This is a genomic window from Microbacterium sp. KRD172, from assembly GCF_017168295.1.
Taxonomy (GTDB): Bacteria; Actinomycetota; Actinomycetes; order Actinomycetales; family Microbacteriaceae; genus Microbacterium; species Microbacterium profundi.
Window position 1 is genome coordinate 1,978,170 of the sequence record NZ_JABFAS010000002.1, and the last position, 18,620, is coordinate 1,996,789.

At 66.2% G+C, this 18,620-nt stretch carries 16 protein-coding genes; 4 read left to right on the forward strand and 12 right to left on the reverse strand.

Annotated elements, in window-relative coordinates:
- Nucleotides 1-79 precede the first annotated feature (79 nt).
- Entirely contained in the window at nucleotides 80-349 is a 270-nt protein-coding gene (gene rpsO / locus J1M43_RS09975; protein WP_033104617.1) for a 30S ribosomal protein S15, read from the reverse strand.
- Nucleotides 350-577: 228 nt separating this feature from the next.
- Here rpsO and J1M43_RS09980 point away from each other — a divergent pair, with 228 nt between their 5' ends.
- On the forward strand, nucleotides 578-1,873 hold the full coding sequence (locus tag J1M43_RS09980; protein WP_268746238.1) for an MFS transporter: 1,296 nt from the start codon (nucleotides 578-580) through the stop codon (nucleotides 1,871-1,873).
- Between the two features lie 26 nt (nucleotides 1,874-1,899).
- Here the strand turns inward: J1M43_RS09980 and J1M43_RS09985 are convergent, their stop codons facing one another.
- The 3 genes from J1M43_RS09985 to J1M43_RS09995 form a co-directional block, all read right to left on the reverse strand.
- The gene (locus J1M43_RS09985) at nucleotides 1,900-2,454 is read right to left on the reverse strand and encodes a YceI family protein (protein WP_033104618.1); all 555 of its coding nucleotides are present in this window, start codon (nucleotides 2,452-2,454) and stop codon (nucleotides 1,900-1,902) included.
- Between the two features lie 147 nt (nucleotides 2,455-2,601).
- Entirely contained in the window at nucleotides 2,602-2,970 is a 369-nt protein-coding gene (locus J1M43_RS09990; RefSeq protein WP_033104619.1) for an FKBP-type peptidyl-prolyl cis-trans isomerase, read from the reverse strand.
- A gap of 193 nt (nucleotides 2,971-3,163) precedes the next feature.
- Nucleotides 3,164-4,456, reverse strand: a complete 1,293-nt coding sequence (locus J1M43_RS09995; RefSeq protein WP_241245214.1) for a PrsW family intramembrane metalloprotease — start codon at nucleotides 4,454-4,456, stop codon at nucleotides 3,164-3,166.
- 61 nt (nucleotides 4,457-4,517) lie between these two features.
- Here J1M43_RS09995 and J1M43_RS10000 point away from each other — a divergent pair, with 61 nt between their 5' ends.
- Nucleotides 4,518-5,387, forward strand: a complete 870-nt coding sequence (locus J1M43_RS10000) for a fumarylacetoacetate hydrolase family protein (protein WP_033104620.1) — start codon at nucleotides 4,518-4,520, stop codon at nucleotides 5,385-5,387.
- Nucleotides 5,388-5,459: 72 nt separating this feature from the next.
- On the opposite strand, the gene J1M43_RS10005 is transcribed toward J1M43_RS10000, so the two are convergent.
- From J1M43_RS10005 to J1M43_RS10015, 3 genes are all read right to left on the reverse strand, one after another.
- Complete coding sequence (locus tag J1M43_RS10005) at nucleotides 5,460-6,920, reverse strand: aspartate ammonia-lyase (RefSeq protein ID WP_206476591.1); 1,461 nt, start codon at nucleotides 6,918-6,920, stop codon at nucleotides 5,460-5,462.
- 101 nt (nucleotides 6,921-7,021) lie between these two features.
- Nucleotides 7,022-7,357: a hypothetical protein gene (locus tag J1M43_RS10010; RefSeq protein WP_033104622.1), complete on the reverse strand. Its 336-nt coding sequence runs from the start codon at nucleotides 7,355-7,357 to the stop codon at nucleotides 7,022-7,024.
- Nucleotides 7,354-8,643: an inorganic phosphate transporter gene (locus J1M43_RS10015; protein WP_206476592.1), complete on the reverse strand. Its 1,290-nt coding sequence runs from the start codon at nucleotides 8,641-8,643 to the stop codon at nucleotides 7,354-7,356. Before J1M43_RS10015 ends, J1M43_RS10010 begins: the two co-directional genes overlap by 4 nt.
- Before the next feature lie 156 nt (nucleotides 8,644-8,799).
- Here J1M43_RS10015 and J1M43_RS10020 point away from each other — a divergent pair, with 156 nt between their 5' ends.
- Nucleotides 8,800-10,911 (forward strand): S9 family peptidase, encoded by a 2,112-nt coding sequence (locus J1M43_RS10020; RefSeq protein ID WP_206476593.1) that lies wholly within the window; start codon nucleotides 8,800-8,802, stop codon nucleotides 10,909-10,911.
- A 39-nt stretch (nucleotides 10,912-10,950) separates the two neighbouring features.
- Complete coding sequence (locus J1M43_RS10025; protein WP_033104623.1) at nucleotides 10,951-12,063, forward strand: acyltransferase; 1,113 nt, start codon at nucleotides 10,951-10,953, stop codon at nucleotides 12,061-12,063.
- On the opposite strand, the gene J1M43_RS10030 is transcribed toward J1M43_RS10025, so the two are convergent.
- From J1M43_RS10030 to J1M43_RS10050, 5 genes are all read right to left on the reverse strand, one after another.
- Nucleotides 12,064-13,557 carry a glycosyltransferase gene (locus tag J1M43_RS10030; protein WP_206476594.1) on the reverse strand — a complete coding sequence of 498 codons (1,494 nt, stop codon included), beginning with the start codon at nucleotides 13,555-13,557 and terminating at the stop codon, nucleotides 12,064-12,066.
- Nucleotides 13,558-13,631: 74 nt separating this feature from the next.
- Nucleotides 13,632-14,660, reverse strand: a complete 1,029-nt coding sequence (locus tag J1M43_RS10035) for a 6-phosphofructokinase (protein WP_033104625.1) — start codon at nucleotides 14,658-14,660, stop codon at nucleotides 13,632-13,634.
- A gap of 222 nt (nucleotides 14,661-14,882) precedes the next feature.
- Nucleotides 14,883-17,018, reverse strand: a complete 2,136-nt coding sequence (locus tag J1M43_RS10040; protein ID WP_206476595.1) for a DEAD/DEAH box helicase — start codon at nucleotides 17,016-17,018, stop codon at nucleotides 14,883-14,885.
- Between the two features lie 192 nt (nucleotides 17,019-17,210).
- Entirely contained in the window at nucleotides 17,211-18,167 is a 957-nt protein-coding gene (locus tag J1M43_RS10045; protein ID WP_206476596.1) for a bifunctional riboflavin kinase/FAD synthetase, read from the reverse strand.
- Nucleotides 18,164-18,601, reverse strand: a complete 438-nt coding sequence (locus J1M43_RS10050) for a hypothetical protein (protein ID WP_374058522.1) — start codon at nucleotides 18,599-18,601, stop codon at nucleotides 18,164-18,166. Before J1M43_RS10050 ends, J1M43_RS10045 begins: the two co-directional genes overlap by 4 nt.
- Between the last annotated feature and the right edge of the window lie 19 nt (nucleotides 18,602-18,620).

Here is an 18,620-nt window from a genome sequence, read left to right on the forward strand (position 1 = left end):
AGGTTCTGGAGACGACGAAGGCCGCCCCACACCTGGGACGGCCTTCGAAAGAAGTGCGATTTTACGCTGGTGCGCTGCCTTAGCGGCGAAGACCAAGCTTCTCGATCAGCGTGCGGTAACGCGCGATGTCGATGTCCTGGAGATAGCCGAGCAGACGACGGCGCTGACCCACCATGAGGAACAAGCCACGACGCGAGTGGTGGTCGTGCTTGTGATCCTTGAGGTGTTCGGTGAGGTCCTTGATGCGCTGCGTCAGCATCGCGACCTGCACCTCGGGGGATCCGGTGTCACCGGGGTGCGTCGCGTACTCTTCCATGATCGCCTTCTTGGCGTCAGACTCGAGTGGCATAGATGGGATCCCCTTTCAGTTCGTTGCGCGGCGCCCAACACCTGATGTGTGGGCTCTCTTTATCCGCGGCCGATCAAACGGCAACCTGTAGAGTCTACCAGCCCCGACGGCCGATCCAGGCCTCGCTATGAGCCGTCGAGCTTCGATGAGCCGATAGCCTCGAAACGTGCAGTGCAAGATGCGGGATGATCCCGCAACCGACCGGAGATCGCCGGTCGAGGTCGACGCGTGAGCGGCGGTGCCCGCGGGGCACTCATCGACCTTCGTCCGTTCCGCGCCAGCGGTGCGTTCACGAGGATGTGGATCGGGTCGACGCTGGCCGGACTCGGCGGTCAACTCACCATCGTCACTGTGATGCTGCATGTGTTCGAGCTCACTGAGAGCACGTTCGCGGTCTCGATGGTCGCCGTCGCCGGGCTCATCCCGATGATCCTCGCAGGCCTCTACGGCGGGATGCTCGCCGACGCCTTCGACCGCCGCATGGTCGCGATCGTCGCGGCGATCGTCACCTTCGTCTCGACCCTTCTGCTCGCCGTCCTCACGTGGGGTCAGCTCGAGACCATCTGGTGGCTGTATGCGCTGAGCATGATCAATTCAGCCGCGAACTCGGTCGGCATGGCAACGCGCACGGCGATCGTTCCGCGCCTCATCCCTCGCGAGCTCCTCGCAGCGGCATCCGCTCTGAACGGCATCACGATCGGAGTGATGGTCATGGTCGGCCCGGCACTCGCCGGCATCCTCGTCGCCCTCACCGGCTACGGCTGGACCTACACCATCGACGTCGTCCTCATGCTCGCGATGTTCCTCGGGCTCTGGACCCTGCCTGTCCTGCGGCCGGAGGGCGAGATCGTGCGCCCAGGACTGGAGTCGCTGGTCGACGGCTGGCGGTTCCTCAAGCGTGCGGCCAACATCCGGATGCAGTATCTGGTCGACATCGTCGCGATGACGTTCGGGCAGCCGCTGGCGCTGTTCCCCGCGCTGGGCGCGGTGCTTCTCGGCGGAGGCGCCGTGACCACGGGTGCGCTCACGGCAGCGGTCGCGGCCGGTACGTTCCTGTCCAGCCTGTTCTCCGGCCGGATCGTGCGCTACCGCTGGCACGGACGAGGAATCGCACGTGCAGTTCAGGCTTACGGTGCGGCGATACTGCTCTTCGGGGTGGTTCTCCTGATCGCGACGTGGGCGCCGGGGGCCGACGAGACCCATGCGAACATCGCACTCATCGTCGCGGCCTCCGCGGCCCTGGCTCTCTCAGGAGCTGCCGACAACATCAGCTCGATCTACCGCAACACGATGATGCAGGCGTCGGTGCCGGACGCCATTCGCGGAAGACTGCAGGGCATCTTCATCATCGTCGTCGCCGGAGGACCTCGCCTCGGCGCACTCTATGCGGGCGCGCTCGCCACTTTCACAGTGCTCTGGTTCCCCCCGCTTCTGGGCGGACTGCTCGTCATCGCGCTGGTCGGTGTGCTGGTGCGCCTCACGCCGAGCTTCCGCGCATATGACGCAGAGGACCCCGTGCCCTGACGGCACGGGGTCCTCGATGACGAAGATCAGTCCTGCTGCAGAGCGCCCTGCAGGTCGAGGTTGATCGTGATGTCCTTGCCGACCAGGACGCCGCCGGTCTCGAGTGCGGCGTTCCAGGTGAGGCCGAAGTCTTCACGGTTGATGGTGGTCGTCGCCGACGCGCCGGCCTTGTAGTTGCCGTAGGGGTCGGTGCCGAATCCCCCGAAGTCGAACGCGAAGCTCACCGGCTTGGTGATGCCGCGGATGGTCAGGTCGCCGTCGATGAAGAAGTCATCTGACGCGACACGTGCGCCGGTGGAGACGAACTGCATCGTCGGGAAGTTCTCGATGTCGAAGAAGTCCGCTGAGCGCAGGTGTCCGTCGCGACCGTCGTCGTTGGTGTCGAGGGACGTCACGTCTACGGTCGCCTCGACCTTCGCGTCGAGCGGGTTCTCCGGGGCGACCAGCGTCGCGCTCTTCATGCCGAACGAGCCGCGCACCTTCGAGATCATCATGTGGCGGACGCTGAAGGTGACCTCGCTGTGGGCGGGGTCGAGGATCCAGGTGCCTGCACGGTAGCCGGGGATGTCGATCGTGGTCATGCGGGTTCTCTCCTTGAAGTGTGGGGTCTCATTGCGTTCACAAGGAGACAACTCGTATGCGAGCGCATGTATTCCGAGTCTGTCGACAAAAAACGGAGGGCCTCCGATCCGATGTGGAACAGAGGCCCTCCGCAGTTGTGAGTCCGATCAGCCGACGGCGACCAGGTCGATGATGAAGATGAGGGTCTTACCGGAGAGGAAGTGTCCTGAACCCGCGGGGCCGTACGCGAGGTGCGGAGGAACGATCAGCTCACGACGTCCACCGATCTTCATGCCGGGGATGCCGTCCTGCCAGCCCTGGATCAATCCGCGAAGCGGGAACTGGATGGTCTCGCCACGCCCCCAGGAGGAATCGAATTCCTCGCCGGAGTCGTACTCGACACCGGCATAGTGCACGGTCACGGTGTCGCCGGGCTTCGCGGCTGCGCCGTCGCCCTCGATGATGTCTCGGGTGACGAGCTCTGCAGGAGCGGGAGCTGTGGGGGCGTCGAACTCGGGCTTTGTGCGATCAGTCATGACTCCATACAACCGGAGCGCTCGGACGTGGTCAATGCGAGGGCGCCTGCTCAGAGCGAACAGCCCCGGCCCATATCAAGACTCAGCGCCCGGTGCTGCGGCGATGCCTGCATGTCTACCGGGCGCTGAGTTGATCTGTACTCAGATTGCACCCCTACTCCACGGGTGTCAAGAGTCAACGCGATGCCGCTCGTCAATACGCCAGGAGGGCCGCTCTCGTCGCTTGGGTGCGCGTGAGCAATGCCCGCTCGTCATCCGCGGCAAGGGGGTCGCGGCCGACGATAGCCCGCTGGCGCACTGCGGCGAGGGCTGCGGCATCCTTGATGAAGCTCTTCATCAAGGACCTGCGGTCACCGCGCAGGCTCGCGGCCCATCTGAGTCCGACTTTGCGCCCGGCGGGAGTCGCGAGCATCGTGATCTCCTCCGGCGTGAACCATCCGGCTGCCGCGTAGTCGCCCAGCCTTTCCCTCGTCACGCGGGCCTCTTCCTTGCGCAACGCCACGATGGCCAGGATGAACCCGATGAACAGCGGCACCTGAAGCGTGATGTAGAGAGCGAAGAAGTCGGCGAACGTGGCCGAGCCGTTCCAGAATCCGTGCAGGATGATGGCGCCCAGCAGCCCGAGCAGTCCAGCACCGAGCACCGCGCCCTTCGACGCACTGCGCCTGGCTGCAAGCCCCATCGCGAAGCCGGTGAGAGCGGTGAACATCGCGTGCGCGAACGGCGAGAGCAGACCGCGCATCACGAACGTGGCCGTGAGCTGTTCACCGCCGCCCTCGATCAGGCTGATCGCGAAGTACTGGATGTTCTCGGTGAAGGAGAATCCCCCGCCGATCAGCGCCCCGTAGACGATCCCGTCGATCGGGCCGTCGAAAGCACGTCTGCCGATGAGGAAGATGATGAAGATCCCGAGACCCTTCGCTAGTTCCTCCACGATCGGCGCCTGGATCACCGCACTGAGCACCTCCGAGCGCATGCCGACTGCGAGCGTGATGCCGAGGTCCACCAGCAGTGTCAGTCCGACTGCTGCGATGCCGCCCCATGCGATCGCGAACACGATCAGCAGCTTCGGCTCCGGTTCCCAGCGGTCGATGATGTGGACGCCGAGGAAGACGATCGCGAGCGGGATGAGCGCGAGGACGAGTCCCATGCCGGATGCGAAGACTCCGAGCGCCCACACGAAGTAGCCGATCAGCGCCACGAGCGCGAAGCCGAGCACGCCGAAGAGCCAGATCGACACCGTCCTGCCCTTCTTCGAAGGAACCGGCAGCATGGGCAGCGCTCCGGCAGGAGCGGGCGCGGCAGGAGCGGGCGGCGAATAGTTGGTCGGCTGTGCGAGCGCGGACGCATACACCGGCTGCTGGTTGAACTGAGCCGGCGTGTACGGCGACTGCGCGTACTGCTGCTGCGAATTCGGCTGCTGCGAATGCTGGGGCTGGGCCGGGGGCGGCGAGTGCTGCGGCTCCGAGGGTCCTCCGAATGACATAGCCAAAGCCTAGAGGTACCCTCCACTCTGCTCCGGGCGACAGGACGGTAGCGTAGGGGACATGCGTTTCGCCCATCTGCGTCGACCGGACTCCCCTGATGCCCAGCTCGCGGTGATCCAGGATGCCGAGGCAATTCTGGTCTCGGATCTGATCGACCCCGCACCATCGACCCTCCAGCAGCTCATCGAAGCAGGTGACGACGGCCTCGACGCACTGCGCACCGCACTCGACGAGCGCACCGCGCCGCGGCATCCGCTCGCCGGCTTCGACTTCGCATCGGCTGTTCTCGATCCGCCTGTGATCCTCGCGATCGGCCTGAACTACGCCGCCCACTCCAGCGAACTGGGCTTGAAGACCGACACCGCACCGACCGTCTTCACTCTCTGGCCGAACTCACTGACGTCGCATGAGGCGACGACGGGGTGGCCTCGCACTCTGAGCGAGTCCGTCGACTACGAGGCCGAACTCGGCGTCCTGATCGGGCGACCGGCGAAGAACGTGGCCGAGGCAGACGCGCTCGACAGCGTATGGGGCTACACGGTCGTCAACGACATCACCGCTCGCGACATCCAGTTCTCCGAGGCGCAGTGGTCGCGCTGCAAGTCGTTCGACGGCTTCACCCCGACCGGCCCGTTCGTCGTCACGGCGGATGAGATCCCGGACCCGCAGGATCTGCACATCTGGACCGTCGTGGACGGCCACACCGTGCAGGACGCCTCGACCGGTCAGATGGTCCGCTCGGTCGCGACGCTCATCGCGCATCTGTCGCAGTCGATCACCCTGCAGCCAGGCACGCTGATCTCCACGGGCAGCCCCGGTGGTGCCGGCTACTCGCGCGAGCCGCAGATCTTCCTGCGGGACCGCTCGACGGTGACCGTCGGCATCGACGGCATCGGCGAGCTCACGACGCACTGCCGCATTCACGACTGAGCGCCGTGCGCGAGTGAGGCCCGCGCCCGTCCTTGAATCCGAGATCCGGGCGCGGGCCGCACTCGTGGGACGTCAGATCTGGATCAGGCCCTCCGGCGGGATCACGGAGATCGCAGCGGTGACCGCCTCGAGCCCCGAAAGACGCGCCGGCGACAGCTGCTTCGTGACCTCTTCGCGTGACATCAGTCCCGCCTCGACGACAAGGTCGGCCACGTTGCGGTTCGTGAGCAGCGCGGTCTTCGCGAGAGCGGCCGCAGCGGCGTAGCCGATGAACGGGGTCAGCGCAGTGATGACGCCGACCGAGGCGCCCACCATCGCTCCGAGGCGATCGGTGTTCGCTGTGATGCCGTCGACGCAGTTGACGCGCAGAGTCCACATGGCCTGACGCATCCAGGTGATCGACTGGAAGATCGAGTGCGCGATCACAGGTTCGAAGGCGTTCAGCTGCAACTGCCCCGCCTCGACAGCCATCGTGACGGTCATGTCCGCGCCGACCACGGCGAACGCGACCTGATTCACGACCTCGGGGATCACCGGGTTGACCTTGCCCGGCATGATGCTCGAGCCCGCCTGCTTGGCCGGGAGGTTGATCTCGCCGAAACCGGCCTGCGGCCCGGAGGAGAGCAGTCGCAGATCGTTGCAGATCTTGGAGAGCTTGATCGCGTTGCGCTTGAGCGACGACGAGAACGACATGAACGCGCCGGTGTCACTGGTGGATTCGACCAGGTCGGTCGCCGTCTCGAGATCGAGGGCGGTGATCTCGCGCAGGTGGTCGAGTACGGCTTGTGCGTAGTCGACGTGAGTGGTGATGCCGGTGCCGATCGCGGTCGCACCCATGTTGATCTCGAACATCAGCGACGCGTTCTCGGTGAGACGACTGTGGTCCTCGCCGAGAGTCGTGGCGAAGCCGTGGAACTCCTGCCCGAGCGTCATCGGCACGGCATCTTGCAGCTGGGTGCGCCCCACCTTGAGGATGTCGTGGAAATCGACGGCCTTGGCCAGGAACGAGCGGCGCAGCAGGTCGAGCTCATCGAGCAGGGAACGGAGATTGAGGGAGAGGCCGATCTTGACAGCCGTCGGATACACGTCGTTCGTGGACTGGCTGCGGTTGGTGTGGTCGATCGGAGAGAGGAAATCGTAATCGCCCTTCTCCCGTCCGGCGATCTCCAACGCGATGTTGGTGATCACCTCGTTCGCGTTCATGTTCGTCGAGGTCCCGGCGCCGCCTTGGATCACTCCGACCGTGAACTGATCGTGGAACTCGCCGTCGATGACCCGCTGCGCTGCTTCATCGATGAGATCGGCCCGCATGGCGTCGAGTGCGCCGATGTCCTTGTTCGCCCTTGCACTGGCCTGCTTCACCATCGCGAGGGCCCGGATGAGATCGGGATACACCGAGATCGGTCGCTTCGTGATCGGGAAGTTCGCGTCGGCGCGGGCGGTGTGGATGCCCCAGTACGCGTCGGCGGGGACCTCCATGCTCCCGAGGGAATCGGTCTCGGTACGGGTGGGGGCAGGCGCGGCAGAAGCCATGTCACATCCTTGTGGGTCGTGGCGGATCAGGGAACGAGGGATGTCTCCAGTCTATGCCGCGCGTACACCGCGAGAAGCGTCGCAGGCACCGCGTCTGAGCTTCAGCGGCCCACGACGATCAGCAGGATGCCGCTTGCCACGGCCAAGGCGCAGAGGGCGAAGCATCCGTACGCACCGATCAGCGCGATGCGCTTCTGAACGTCGGTGAGCGGGCTCTTCCTGGCCGCCTTCGCCGCCTGCTTCGCAGCGCGGCGGGCCTCCTTCTCGGTGATCACCGTGATGGCATCGGTGAACTCGGCAGGGCTCACGACCGGTGCACGCCCCGAGCGCACGAGCAGCCGCAGGCCGAGTGCGTAGAAGGTCACGATGGCGGCTGCGCCGATCAGCGCCGCCGCGAAGACCTGCACGAATGCGAGCCAGTCGATCACGACGCTCATTGCTCTGACCCCTTCTTCGCTGCCTTCGCCTGCGCCTTGTGCTCGACCTTCGCCTTGTGCTCGGCCTTCGCCTTCGCACGGGCCTGCTCGATCCTCAGCCGACGCCGCGTCGGCGGCGGCATGTCGGGCAGTTCGACCGCGAGGCCGGACTCGGCGACATCGCTCATCGCGTTCTCTGCGGTGACCGCGTTGCGCCGGGAACGCAGGAACAGACCGACGATGATCACCAGCGCGAGTATCGCATCGATCGCCACGCCCCAGTTGCCCCACCACACGACGAGGAGCGCTGCGAGGGCACCGACCGCCGCGGCGGCGGGAAGTGTGAGCAGCCAGCCGATGCCGATTCGTCCTGCAGTCCTCCAGCGCACCGTCGACCCGCGCCGTCCGAGGCCGGAGCCGATCACCGATCCGGAGGCGACCTGAGTGGTCGAGAGCGCGAAGCCGAGCGCACTCGAGGCGAGGATCGTCGCCGCCGTCGAGCTCTCCGCAGCGAAACCCTGAGCGGGCTTGACATCAGTGAGTCCCTTGCCGAGCGTGCGGATGATGCGCCACCCGCCCAGATACGTGCCGAGGGCGATCGTGAACGCGCACGCGAAGATGACCCAGAAGTACGGGTCCGACTGCTCGGAGTTCTGCCAGCCCACCGTGATGAGCGCGAGCGTGATGACGCCCATCGTCTTCTGCGCGTCGTTCGTGCCGTGGGCGAGAGCGACCAGGGACGACGTGAAGATCTGACCCCAGCGGAATCCGTCGCGGCCGTCCGGCTTGCCGTCGTAGCGACGGGTGATCGAGTAGGCGATCTTCGTGGCGGCGAACGCGATGAGGCCGGCTGTGATCGGGGCGATGAGCGCAGGGAGCACGATCTTCGAGAGCACCATTCCGAAGTCGATGCCGCCGAGCCCGACGCCCACGATCGTGGCCCCGATGAGGCCTCCGAACAGGGCGTGGGACGAGCTCGAGGGCAGTCCGAGCAGCCACGTGAGCATGTTCCAGGTGATGGCGCCGATCAGGCCGGCGAAGATCACGGACAAGAACAGCTCGGCGCCCGCGTCCCGGATGGCGTCCTCGTTGATGATGCCGTGCGACACGGTCTTGGAGACCTCAGTCGATAAGAAGGCGCCGACGAGATTGAGTCCGGCCGCCAGGAGCACTGCGGTCTTCGGCTTGAGGGCACCCGTCGCGATGGGCGTCGCCATCGCGTTCGCGGTGTCGTGAAAGCCGTTCGTGAAGTCGAAGAAGAGGGCTAGCACGATGACCAGCACGACGATGAGGGCTGCGGTTTCCACCGTTCGCTTTCGGTTGTGTGAAAGGAAGAGAGCTGCCGACGTGATCGGCGTGACGAACGAAGAGTTCACCGTGGGTTTGACTTCCGTTAACCGGCCCCGACAAATCCTTGCACCCTGCTCGACTCCGGTCAACTCGACCTGGGTTAGCGTGGTGTGGTGACCAACGCCCCCATCGCAGCTCGCCGTTCCCACATCCGCACTCACCACGCAGACACGTTCGACGATCCGTACGAGTGGCTGCGGGAGAAGGATTCGGCAGAGGTCATCGCGCACCTCGAGGCAGAGAACGCGCACACCGACAGCGCGACGGCACATCTCGAGGAACTGCGCGAGACGCTGTTCCAGGAGATCAAGGGCCGCGTGCAGGAGACGGACCTGTCCGTCCCCACTCGCAAGGGCGACTGGTGGTACTACAGCCGCAGCGAGGAGGGCTCGCAGTACGGCATCCAGTGCCGCGCCGCAGCCGGAGCGGACGATTGGACTCCCCCGGTGCTCGAACCAGGCGTGCCTGTTCCCGGCGAGCAGATCCTTCTGGACGGCAACGTCGAAGCGGAAGGCCACGAGTTCTTCTCGCTCGGCGCCTTCGACACCTCGGATGACGGGACCAGGATGCTGTGGGCGCCCGACTACGAGGGCGATGAGTTGTACACGATCAAGGTGCGCGATCTGGTGAGCGGCGACACGCTCTCCGATGAGATCCCCAAGACCGGCGGCGGGTTCTTCACGCCTGACGGCACCGGCATCATCTACACGACCCGCGACGAGGCGTGGCGCCCGGACACGCTGTGGATGCACCTGCTCGGCACTCCCGTCGAAGACGACGTGAAGCTGTTCCACGAGGGCGATGAGCGCTTCTGGCTGGGTGCCGGCATCACCCGAAGCAGGCGATACCTCGTGATCGGGGTCGGATCCAGCATCACGAGCGAGGAGTACCTCGTCGATCTCCGCGGTGACATCACCGCGGAACCGCGACTCGTCTGGCCGCGCACGGAGGGCGTCGAGTACTCGCTCGAGCACGCCGTGATCGACGGCGACGATCGGCTGCTGATCCTGCACAATCAGGATGCCGTCGACTTCGAACTCGTCTCGGTCGCCGCAGATGACCCGCAGGGCGCCCGCCACGTCGTGATGGCGCACGAGGCAGGGCGACGCATCCTCGGCGTCGACTGCTTCCGCGACTTCGCCGTCGTCGGCTACCGCAGCGAGGGCCTCGAGCGCATCGGCATGCTGGAGTACGCCGACGACAGCGTGGAAGAGCTCCGCTTCGACGAGCCGCTGTTCTCCGCTTGGCCGTCGGGCAATCCGGAATGGCACTCGCCGTTCCTGCGCCTGGGGTACACCTCGTTCGTCACCCCGAGCACGGTCTACGACCTGGATCTGTCGACGCGGGAACTCGTGCTGCGCAAGCGCCAGCCGGTGCTCGGGGGTTACGACGCCGCCGAGTACGACCAGGAGCGCGCCTGGGCGGCTGCCCCGGACGGTACTCAGGTTCCGATCTCATTGGTGTGGAAGAAGGCGTTCGGCGCGCCTGGAGACGACATCCGGCCCGTGCACCTCTATGGCTACGGGTCGTACGAGCACTCGATCGACCCCGGCTTCTCCGTCGCCCGCCTGTCGGAACTCGACAGGGGTGTGATCTTCGCCGTCGCACACGTGCGCGGCGGCGGCGAGATGGGTCGCGGCTGGTACGACGACGGCAAGATGCTCAACAAGCGCAACTCGTTCACGGACTTCGTCGCCTGTGCGGAGCACCTCATCGCCGAAGGCATCACCACCGCGGAGCGCATGGTCGCGGAGGGCGGCAGCGCCGGCGGTCTGCTGATGGGAGCCGTCGCGAACATCGCCCCTTCGCGGTTCGCCGGCATCCTGGCATCCGTTCCGTTCGTCGACGCTCTCACCAGCATCCTCGATCCCTCACTCCCCCTCACCGTCATCGAGTGGGACGAATGGGGCGACCCGCTGCACGACGCAGACGTCTACGCCTACATGAAGTCGTACACGCCGTACGAGAACGTGCAGGACGGCGTCGCCTACCCGCGCATCCTCGCGATGACATCGCTCAACGACACTCGGGTGCTCTACGTGGAGCCCGCGAAATGGGTCGCGCGTCTTCGCGAGGCCGGGGCGGACGACGTTCTGCTCAAGTGCGAGATGGCGGCCGGGCACGGCGGTGTGAGCGGCAGGTACAACGCCTGGAAGGAGCGTGCATTCGAGCTCGCCTGGATGCTCGACGCCCTCGGTCTCGCTGAGAAGACGCCCACCGACTGATCAGGGCGCTCGCAGATCGGGCGTCTAGCATGGCGCGGGATGTCCGACACCTCCGCCAGAATCACAGGTCTCGATGGGCTCAGAGGATTCGCGTCTCTCGCCGTCGTGCTCTATCACCTCACCCTCATCGCCAGACCCGAGCTGAGCGAGACGACGTGGGCGTGGCTGACGCAGAGTCCGCTCAAGATCTTGTTTCCCGGCACGGAGTCGGTGCTGGTGTTCTTCGCCCTGTCCGGTCTGGTCGTCGCGTTGCCCGCACTGCGCTCCGACTTCACGTGGACGCGCTACTACCCGTCGCGCCTGCTGCGGCTGTACCTGCCGGTCTTCGGCGCACTGATCCTCGCGGCCGTCCTGATCATCGCGATTCCCCGCGATCCGGCGACGATGCCGACCGGGACATGGCTGCGAGATGCACAGGCGACCACGGTCACTCCGGTTTCCCTTCTGACGGAGGCGTCGCTCCTGCGGGAGTCCTACGACATCGACAACGTGCTGTGGTCGTTGCGCTGGGAGCTGTTCTTCTCCCTGCTGCTGCCGGTGTTCGTGTGGATCGCGATCCGATTCCGGCGGGCCAGTCCCTATCTCGCGGCCCTCGCCGCCGGTGCCACCGTCGCGGGCAGGATGCTTGAGATGGATGCACTGGTGTACTTCCCCGTGTTCCTCCTCGGCACGATCATCGCGATCAATCTCGATGGCATCCGCGCCTTCGCACAGCGTGTGCACACGCGGATGCTGTGGCCGGCTCTGGCCGTGCTCGCGGGAGTGCTGCTCATCGCCAGCTGGCTTGCACGGCCCTTCGTCGAAAACGACTCCGGCATCGCCGATGTGCTGTGGGGGCTCGCCGGTGTGGGAGCCGCCCTCATAGTGCTGCTTGTGATCGTGTGGCCGAGGCTGCGCCGCGGATGCGAACGACCGACCGCGCTCTGGCTGGGAAAGGTCTCCTTCAGCCTGTACCTGGTGCACGCGCCGATCCTCGGCACCCTCGGCTATCTGCTCGGACGCGAGCAGTGGTGGCTGGTATGCCTGATCGGCGTGCCGGTCTCGCTCGCCGTCGCCGCCGCGTTCTACCGGTGGGCCGAGCGTCCATCGCACCGTATCGCGCGACGGGTCGGAGGGTACGTCGCTCAACGACTGGAGCCGCGCACCGCCTGATCAGCGTCCTGTCATCCACTGGATCCGTCGCCGCAGAACCCCTGCACGTCGGCGCAGTCGCACCCGCACCGGCAGCTCCCGCGCGGATTCGATCCGCTTCGCGTCGAATGCCGAGCGCAGCTCACGCGCCCACTGACGAGTCACCGCCACGTCTGAGAACTCGGCGGCCCTGGCCATCGCACGTCTGCGCATCGCCTCGATCCTGGCCGCAGGCATCGACTGCAGCTCCACGATCCGCTGCGCCATCTTCTCGATGTCCCGTTCCGGAACGACGAAGCCGTCGACACCGTCGCGGATCATGTCGGCCGGTCCGTACCGGATGTCGTATGCGATCGGGATGCAGCCCGCCGCCATGCTCTCGATCAGCACCAGCGGGAGCCCCTCGGACGTGGATGTCAGCAGGCTGAATCCGGCCACCTGGAACACGCCGCGTGCTTCGGGGTCGAAGCCGCGCAGACGAACGTGCTCCTCGACACCGAGCGTCCTGACACGTCTGCGGATGTCACTCTCGCGAGGGCCGTCGCCGAAGACGTCGAACTCGATCCGCTGATCGAGTTCCCTCGCCCTGGCGACGGCATCCACTGCGTGCTCGAGTCGCTTGCGGGTCTCGAGCGACGCGACGACGACGCCGTACGTGTTCGAACGCGGTCGTCCGGAATGCGGCAGGAACTCCGCCTCGTTCGGGATGGCACGGACCCTGGCCGTGACATCGAATGCCCGGAGATCGTCGACCAGGTCGTCGCGCTGCCTCTCGGTGAGCACCACGATGTCGTCGTAGTCCCCCGCGCGACGCAGCACTGAGGCACGCGACGATCGCAGCGTCTCTGCTCGTCCACCGAGCCGGTGCGATGCATGCACGATGTGCACGGTCGTCACGTTCTCTCTCCGGTATCCGGCGACGCAGCGCGCAGCGGTCTTCGAGTCCACCAGCATGTAGCTCGTCTTGCCGGCGGTCAGACGGTCGAACCACCAGCGGTAGAGAGTCCAGCTCGTTTTCCATGCACGGACGGGAGTGCCGTCCTCCGCGTACAACACGATGCGGCGCGACGGGGTGTCTGCTCGCTCGGTGGCGAGAAGGGTTCCGTCCGACCGGAACCGATCGACTGCTGTCGGCGCGCCGTCGGCCCTGGAGCGCCGTCTCGACAGCACCACGCCGTCGCGCTCGTGGACGACGTCATCGTCGGCCGGTACGAGCAGCGCCACCGGGTCGATGTCAGTGCCCTTCGCGGGCGGCGTGCGCCGGCGCAGCTCATCCCAGATGTTGCGGATCCTGAGCCCGTCGATCAGCTCCCCCGCAGCGCGGAGGCGCTCATCGAGCTCGGCATAGTCCGGACGATCGTCGAGCGTGAGGATGTCCACATCGACCCCGCCGATCCGCCTGAACGATCGCGAGCGACGAAGCATGGCGTTCGTCATGCCGCCGTAGTGGTCGCGGATCCCCCACGTGAGGGCGAAGTGCCTGCCGTGCGGAAGACGTGAATCGGCGCGCATCATCGAACCGACGATAGGTGGTGAGCTTTCGTCGCTCCTGTGGGCCGCCTGTGCGCAGCCTGAGTGCTTCGCGGCTGTCAGCCGAACAGCGCGGCAGCCTCGTCGTAGCGGTAGCGCGGAACGGTGTTGAGCTCGCCGAGCGCCTCTTCGAACGGCACTCGCACGATGTCGGTCCCCTTCATCGCGACCATCTTGCCCCAGGCGCCCTCCACGATCGCGTCAGCCGCATGCAGGCCGAGACGAGTCGCGAGCACCCGGTCGAAGCCGGACGGCGAACCGCCGCGCTGGATGTGCCCGAGGATCGTCGCACGGGTCTCGATGCCGGTGATGCGCTCGATCGCGGGGGCGAGCTGATCGCCGATCCCGCCGAGGCGCGGACGGTTGAACGCGTCCATGCCCTTGTCGCTGAACGCCTCGTCCATGCCCTCGAGCTTGAAGCCTTCCGACACGACGACGAGCGGCGCCCGGCCGCGGTCGTGTGCGCTGGTGACGAGTTCGGCGATCTCGTCGATCGACATCGGCACCTCGGGGATGCAGATCACGTGTGCACCGGCCGCCATACCGGCGTGCAGCGCGATCCAGCCGACGTGGCGGCCCATGACCTCGGCCACCATGCAGCGCTGGTGCGAATCGCCGGTGGTGCGCAGGCGATCCATCGCATCCGTCGCGATGTTCACAGCGGTGTCGAAGCCGAATGAGTAGTCCGTCGCGCGCAGGTCGTTGTCGATCGTCTTGGGCACGCCGAGCACGTTCAGCCCGTCTTTGGCCAGCCGGTCCGCCGCAGCCAGAGTGCCCTCGCCGCCGATCGCGACGATCCCGTCGATCTTGTGGCCGTAGAGCGTCTTGGCGATGTTCTCCGCGCCGCCGCGCTCGCCCTCATAGGGGTTGGTGCGGCTGGTTCCGAGGATCGTCCCGCCCACCTTGGAGAGCCCTTTGACCTCGTGACGCGTGAGAGGCATGAAATCGCCCTCGACGACGCCGCGCCACCCATCGCGGATTCCGACGAACTCCAGGTCGTACGAAGTCGTGCCTTTGAGCACGATGCCGCGGATGACCGCGTTGAGTCCGGGGCAGTCGCCGCCGCTGGTGAGGATGCCGATCTTCATGCTGGTGCCTTCAGACGTTTTCGGGAGGGGGACGGGCGACGCTGCCTGCTCTCGACCCTAGTGGGCATCACCGGCGGATGCCATTCCAGGGGTCGCGAAAACAGATGATCTTGCAGCGCCGGAAGCGCGAGCATGCCGATCTTCTGCGAACGTCGCTGATTCACCCGGAAACGACGCTCAAGAACCGTGTTTCTTAACCCTCCGCCGCGACGCTTCCGCGCGTCAGTCGCCGAGCGCCTGCCGAAGCAGGTGCATGAGTGCCGCCAGCTGCACGGACTCGCTCGGGGTCTCGAGCACCGCTTCGCCGTCCAGCGCCCTGGCCGCGAGGCCCTGCTTCTGATCGATGAGCTCGGCGATCTTGGTGTCGATCGTGTGCGCGGCGATGATCCGCCATGCCGTGACCGGCTCGTCCTGCCCGATGCGGTGCACGCGGTCGATCGCCTGCGTCTGCTCTGCGGCGGTCCAGCTCAGCTCTGCGAGGACGACGTTGGACGCCGCCTGCAGATTGAGACCGACGCCGGCGGCGGTGAGCGAGCACACCGCGATGCCGACGCTCTCGTCTGCGTTGAAGTCGTCGATCGCCTGCTGTCGTGCCGGTGTCGTCTGATCGCCGCGGATCGAGACGTAGCGGATGCCGGATGCCCTGAAGTGCGCCTCGGCCTGGTCCATGACGTCGATGTGCTTGGCGAAGAAGACGACCTTGCCGACCGACCGCTGAAGCTGGGCGGCGTAATCCGCCGCGAGCTGGGCCTTGGCCTGACCGATCTTGCGGACCATCGTGAAGACGTTGTCTCCGCCGGTTCCCGCGGCCTTCGACTCCTCGAGCTCATTGTGCGCCACGAGACGGACGATGTCCTCGTCGATCCCACCGGGCTCCAGCCCTCGATCGCCACGGGCCTGCAGGATGCGACGATACTTCGCGGCCAGCCGCTCCCCCAGTTCGCGCTCGGCCTGTCGGATGCCGCGGCCGAACTCGTCGTCCAGCTGCACGGGCAGGTCTGCGATCAGTTTGTCCGGAAGGTCGGCGGCGACGTCCTTCTTCTTGCGTCGGACGATACCCATCGAGATGACGGCATCGCGCGCCTCGGCGTAGAAGGACTTGTCTGCGGGTGTGAGTCCGGTGGCATCGAGCTTCTCCATCAGCTCCACGCCTGGCTTGTCGCCTGTGGTCCAGCCGAGGAAACGCCAGATCGCGTCGAAGTCCTCGACGTCGTTGATCAGCGGCGTACCGGTGAGCGCCATCATGAGCGGGTCGTGGGAGCGCTCACGGATGCGCGAAGCCAGCGCGAGCACGTTCTGCGAACGCTGCGAGGAGAGGTTCTTGATGAAGTGCGCCTCATCCACGACCATGCCCTTGAGCCCGATCGAACTGAGCCACGACAGGTGACGGTCGAGGATCTCGTAGTTCACGATGAAGACGTCGGCGAACGCGTCGATATCGGCACCGTCGCCCTGGATCACGGTGGCCTTGCGCTGCGGGGTCCAGCGTTCGACCTCGCGAGCCCAGTTCATCTTCACCACGTTCGGCACGACGACGAGGAGGGGGTATGCATCGGCGATGGATGCGGCGAGAACCGACTGCGCGGTCTTGCCGAGGCCCGGCTCGTCCGCCAGGAGGAAGCTGCGGTGACCTGCACGCACGGATTCGAGGAATCGCGACTGGTGCACCATGACCTCGAGGCCCCTGGGCGAGATGTGGTCGTACTCAGGTGTCGGCGGGAGCTCCATGGTCGCTGCCGACCCGCCTGCACCTGTCTCGAACGCCTTGTACAGAGGGCCCATCAGCTCCCAGTCGTCGAGCCTGCGCCGCGGGGCCGTCTGGCGCCGAGGCGTGAGGTCGGGTGCCAGGAAAGGGTTCGCGAGCTGTCGTGATTCCACCGCGGCCGGGATCACCTGGCGTTCGGCCAGTGCCGCCGGTACCACGGGGGCCTGCACCGGCGCGATGTCGGTGATGATGAGCTCTTCCGGTGCGAGCTCGGCGCCGGACTCCAGCAACCAGTCGCGACGCATGCGCTTGGCCACCGGGCTGGTGGCCGAGTCCGCCTCGAGCAACTGGATGAGAGAGGTGTCGCGCGCGGCGGTCTTGGCGAGGATCGTCGCGACGCCGTCGAGCCGCTTGAGCAGTTCGGCGCGTGTCGAGTCCACGAACGCGGCATCCGTCTTCACTCTGGCGCGCTCCTCGCGCACCAGGAAGGCGATCACCTGAAACTTCACCCGGTTCGTCGGCCCGAGCTTTCCGCGCTGAGCCTTGGCCTCGATCTCGCGCACCTTGCGGGCGAGGATCGGGATCAGCGGGGCGTCGTCATCACGACGTGACGTCTTCTTGCGCCGCGTGGCGGCGGTTGCCGTAGTCGGCATGCTCCTCCTGAGCGTGAATACCGAACCGCCGTGAAGGTCGGTTCGTGCCGTACGAGTCGTCCGCGTGTGGCGCCAGCCAGGACCGTGCGAACGTTGTGCGGTCGTTCTCCTGGTGCCGGTGTGGCGCGCTCTGAAAACGACTCTGCGAGAAGTTTACGTCATTCTCGCGGCAAATCATCGCTCGGCGGACGACTATGCCCGCACGTCACCCGTCAGAAGGGCGCGAGCTGCCACCACATCGGCCGCCATCTGCGCCATGAGCGCATCGATGCCCTCGAATGCGACCATGCCGCGAAGGCGCTCGGTGAACTCCACAGTGACGTCGTGCCCGTAGAGGTCGAGGGAGTCCTCATCGAGCACATGCGCCTCGACCTGACGCACCAGGACATCGTCGAAGGTCGGGTTCGTCCCGACCGAAACTGCCGCCGGGTACCGCACGGCCGTGTCGTGATCGATGAGCCATCCCGCGTACACGCCGTCCGCCGGCACGAGCGAATCGACGCTCGCCGACAGGTTCGCCGTGGGGAAGCCCAACTCACGCCCGCGCTTGAGTCCGTGCACGACCTCGCCGCGCACGTCGACCGAGCGCCCGAGGACCGCCTCGGCCTTGTTCACATCACCCTCGGCGAGCAGTTCGCGTATCCAACTGGATGAGACGCGGCGCTCGGAGCCCTCGACGTACACGTCCTCGACCACGTCGACCGTGAAGCCGTACTGCGGCCCGAGCTCGCGCAGGAGGTCGGGGGTGCCCGCTCCCTTGTGCCCGAACCGGAAGTCGCGTCCCACGAGCACGGTGGACACGTGCAGCGCGTCGACCAGGATCATCTCCACGAATTCGACCGGCGTGCGCGAGGCCAGTTCGCGATCGAACGTCAGCAGCAGCGTCGCCTCGAGTCCGAGTTCGCCGAGCAGCTCGAGCTTTCGCTCCACCGAGACCACGTTCTCCGGGCAGATCTCCGGTCGCAGCAGCGCGAGCGGGTTCCGGTCGAACGTGACCGCGACGGCGCGGGCCCCGGATGCCGCGGCATCCGCCATGAGACGCTCGATCACCGCACGGTGTCCGGCGTGCACGCCGTCGAACTTGCCGATCGCGACGACTGAGGGACCGAAATCGGCCGGCACCTCGCTCGGGTCGCGGAAGACGATCACGCCATCACCTCCGCGGTGCGTGCCGCATCGACAGGGCGATGCGTGCGCAGCCACCAGATGCCGAACATCGGCAGAACCAGCGGGATGAACAGGTAGCCGCGGCCGAACACCGACCAGACCGAGTCGTGCTGGAACAGCTCTGGAACTGCAAGACTCAGCACCCCGACCACGAGCACGCCCACCAGCTCGAAGACGATCGCGACCCAGGCCACCGTGTACCAGCCGCGTCGGCCGGCGAGCACCAGTGCCAGCGTCGCGAGGATGTACACGACGGCGGCGATCGCCGAGAGCGAGTGCGCCAATGGCGCCTCGTCGAACTTCCGCACGATCTGCACAAAGCTGCGGCCGGTGGCAGCCAGCGCCATCACGGCGTAGACGATGACGAGGACGCGGCCTATGCCGGTCATCTGATTGCGGGTTGCAGTGGTGCTCATAGCATCCTCCATTCTAAGC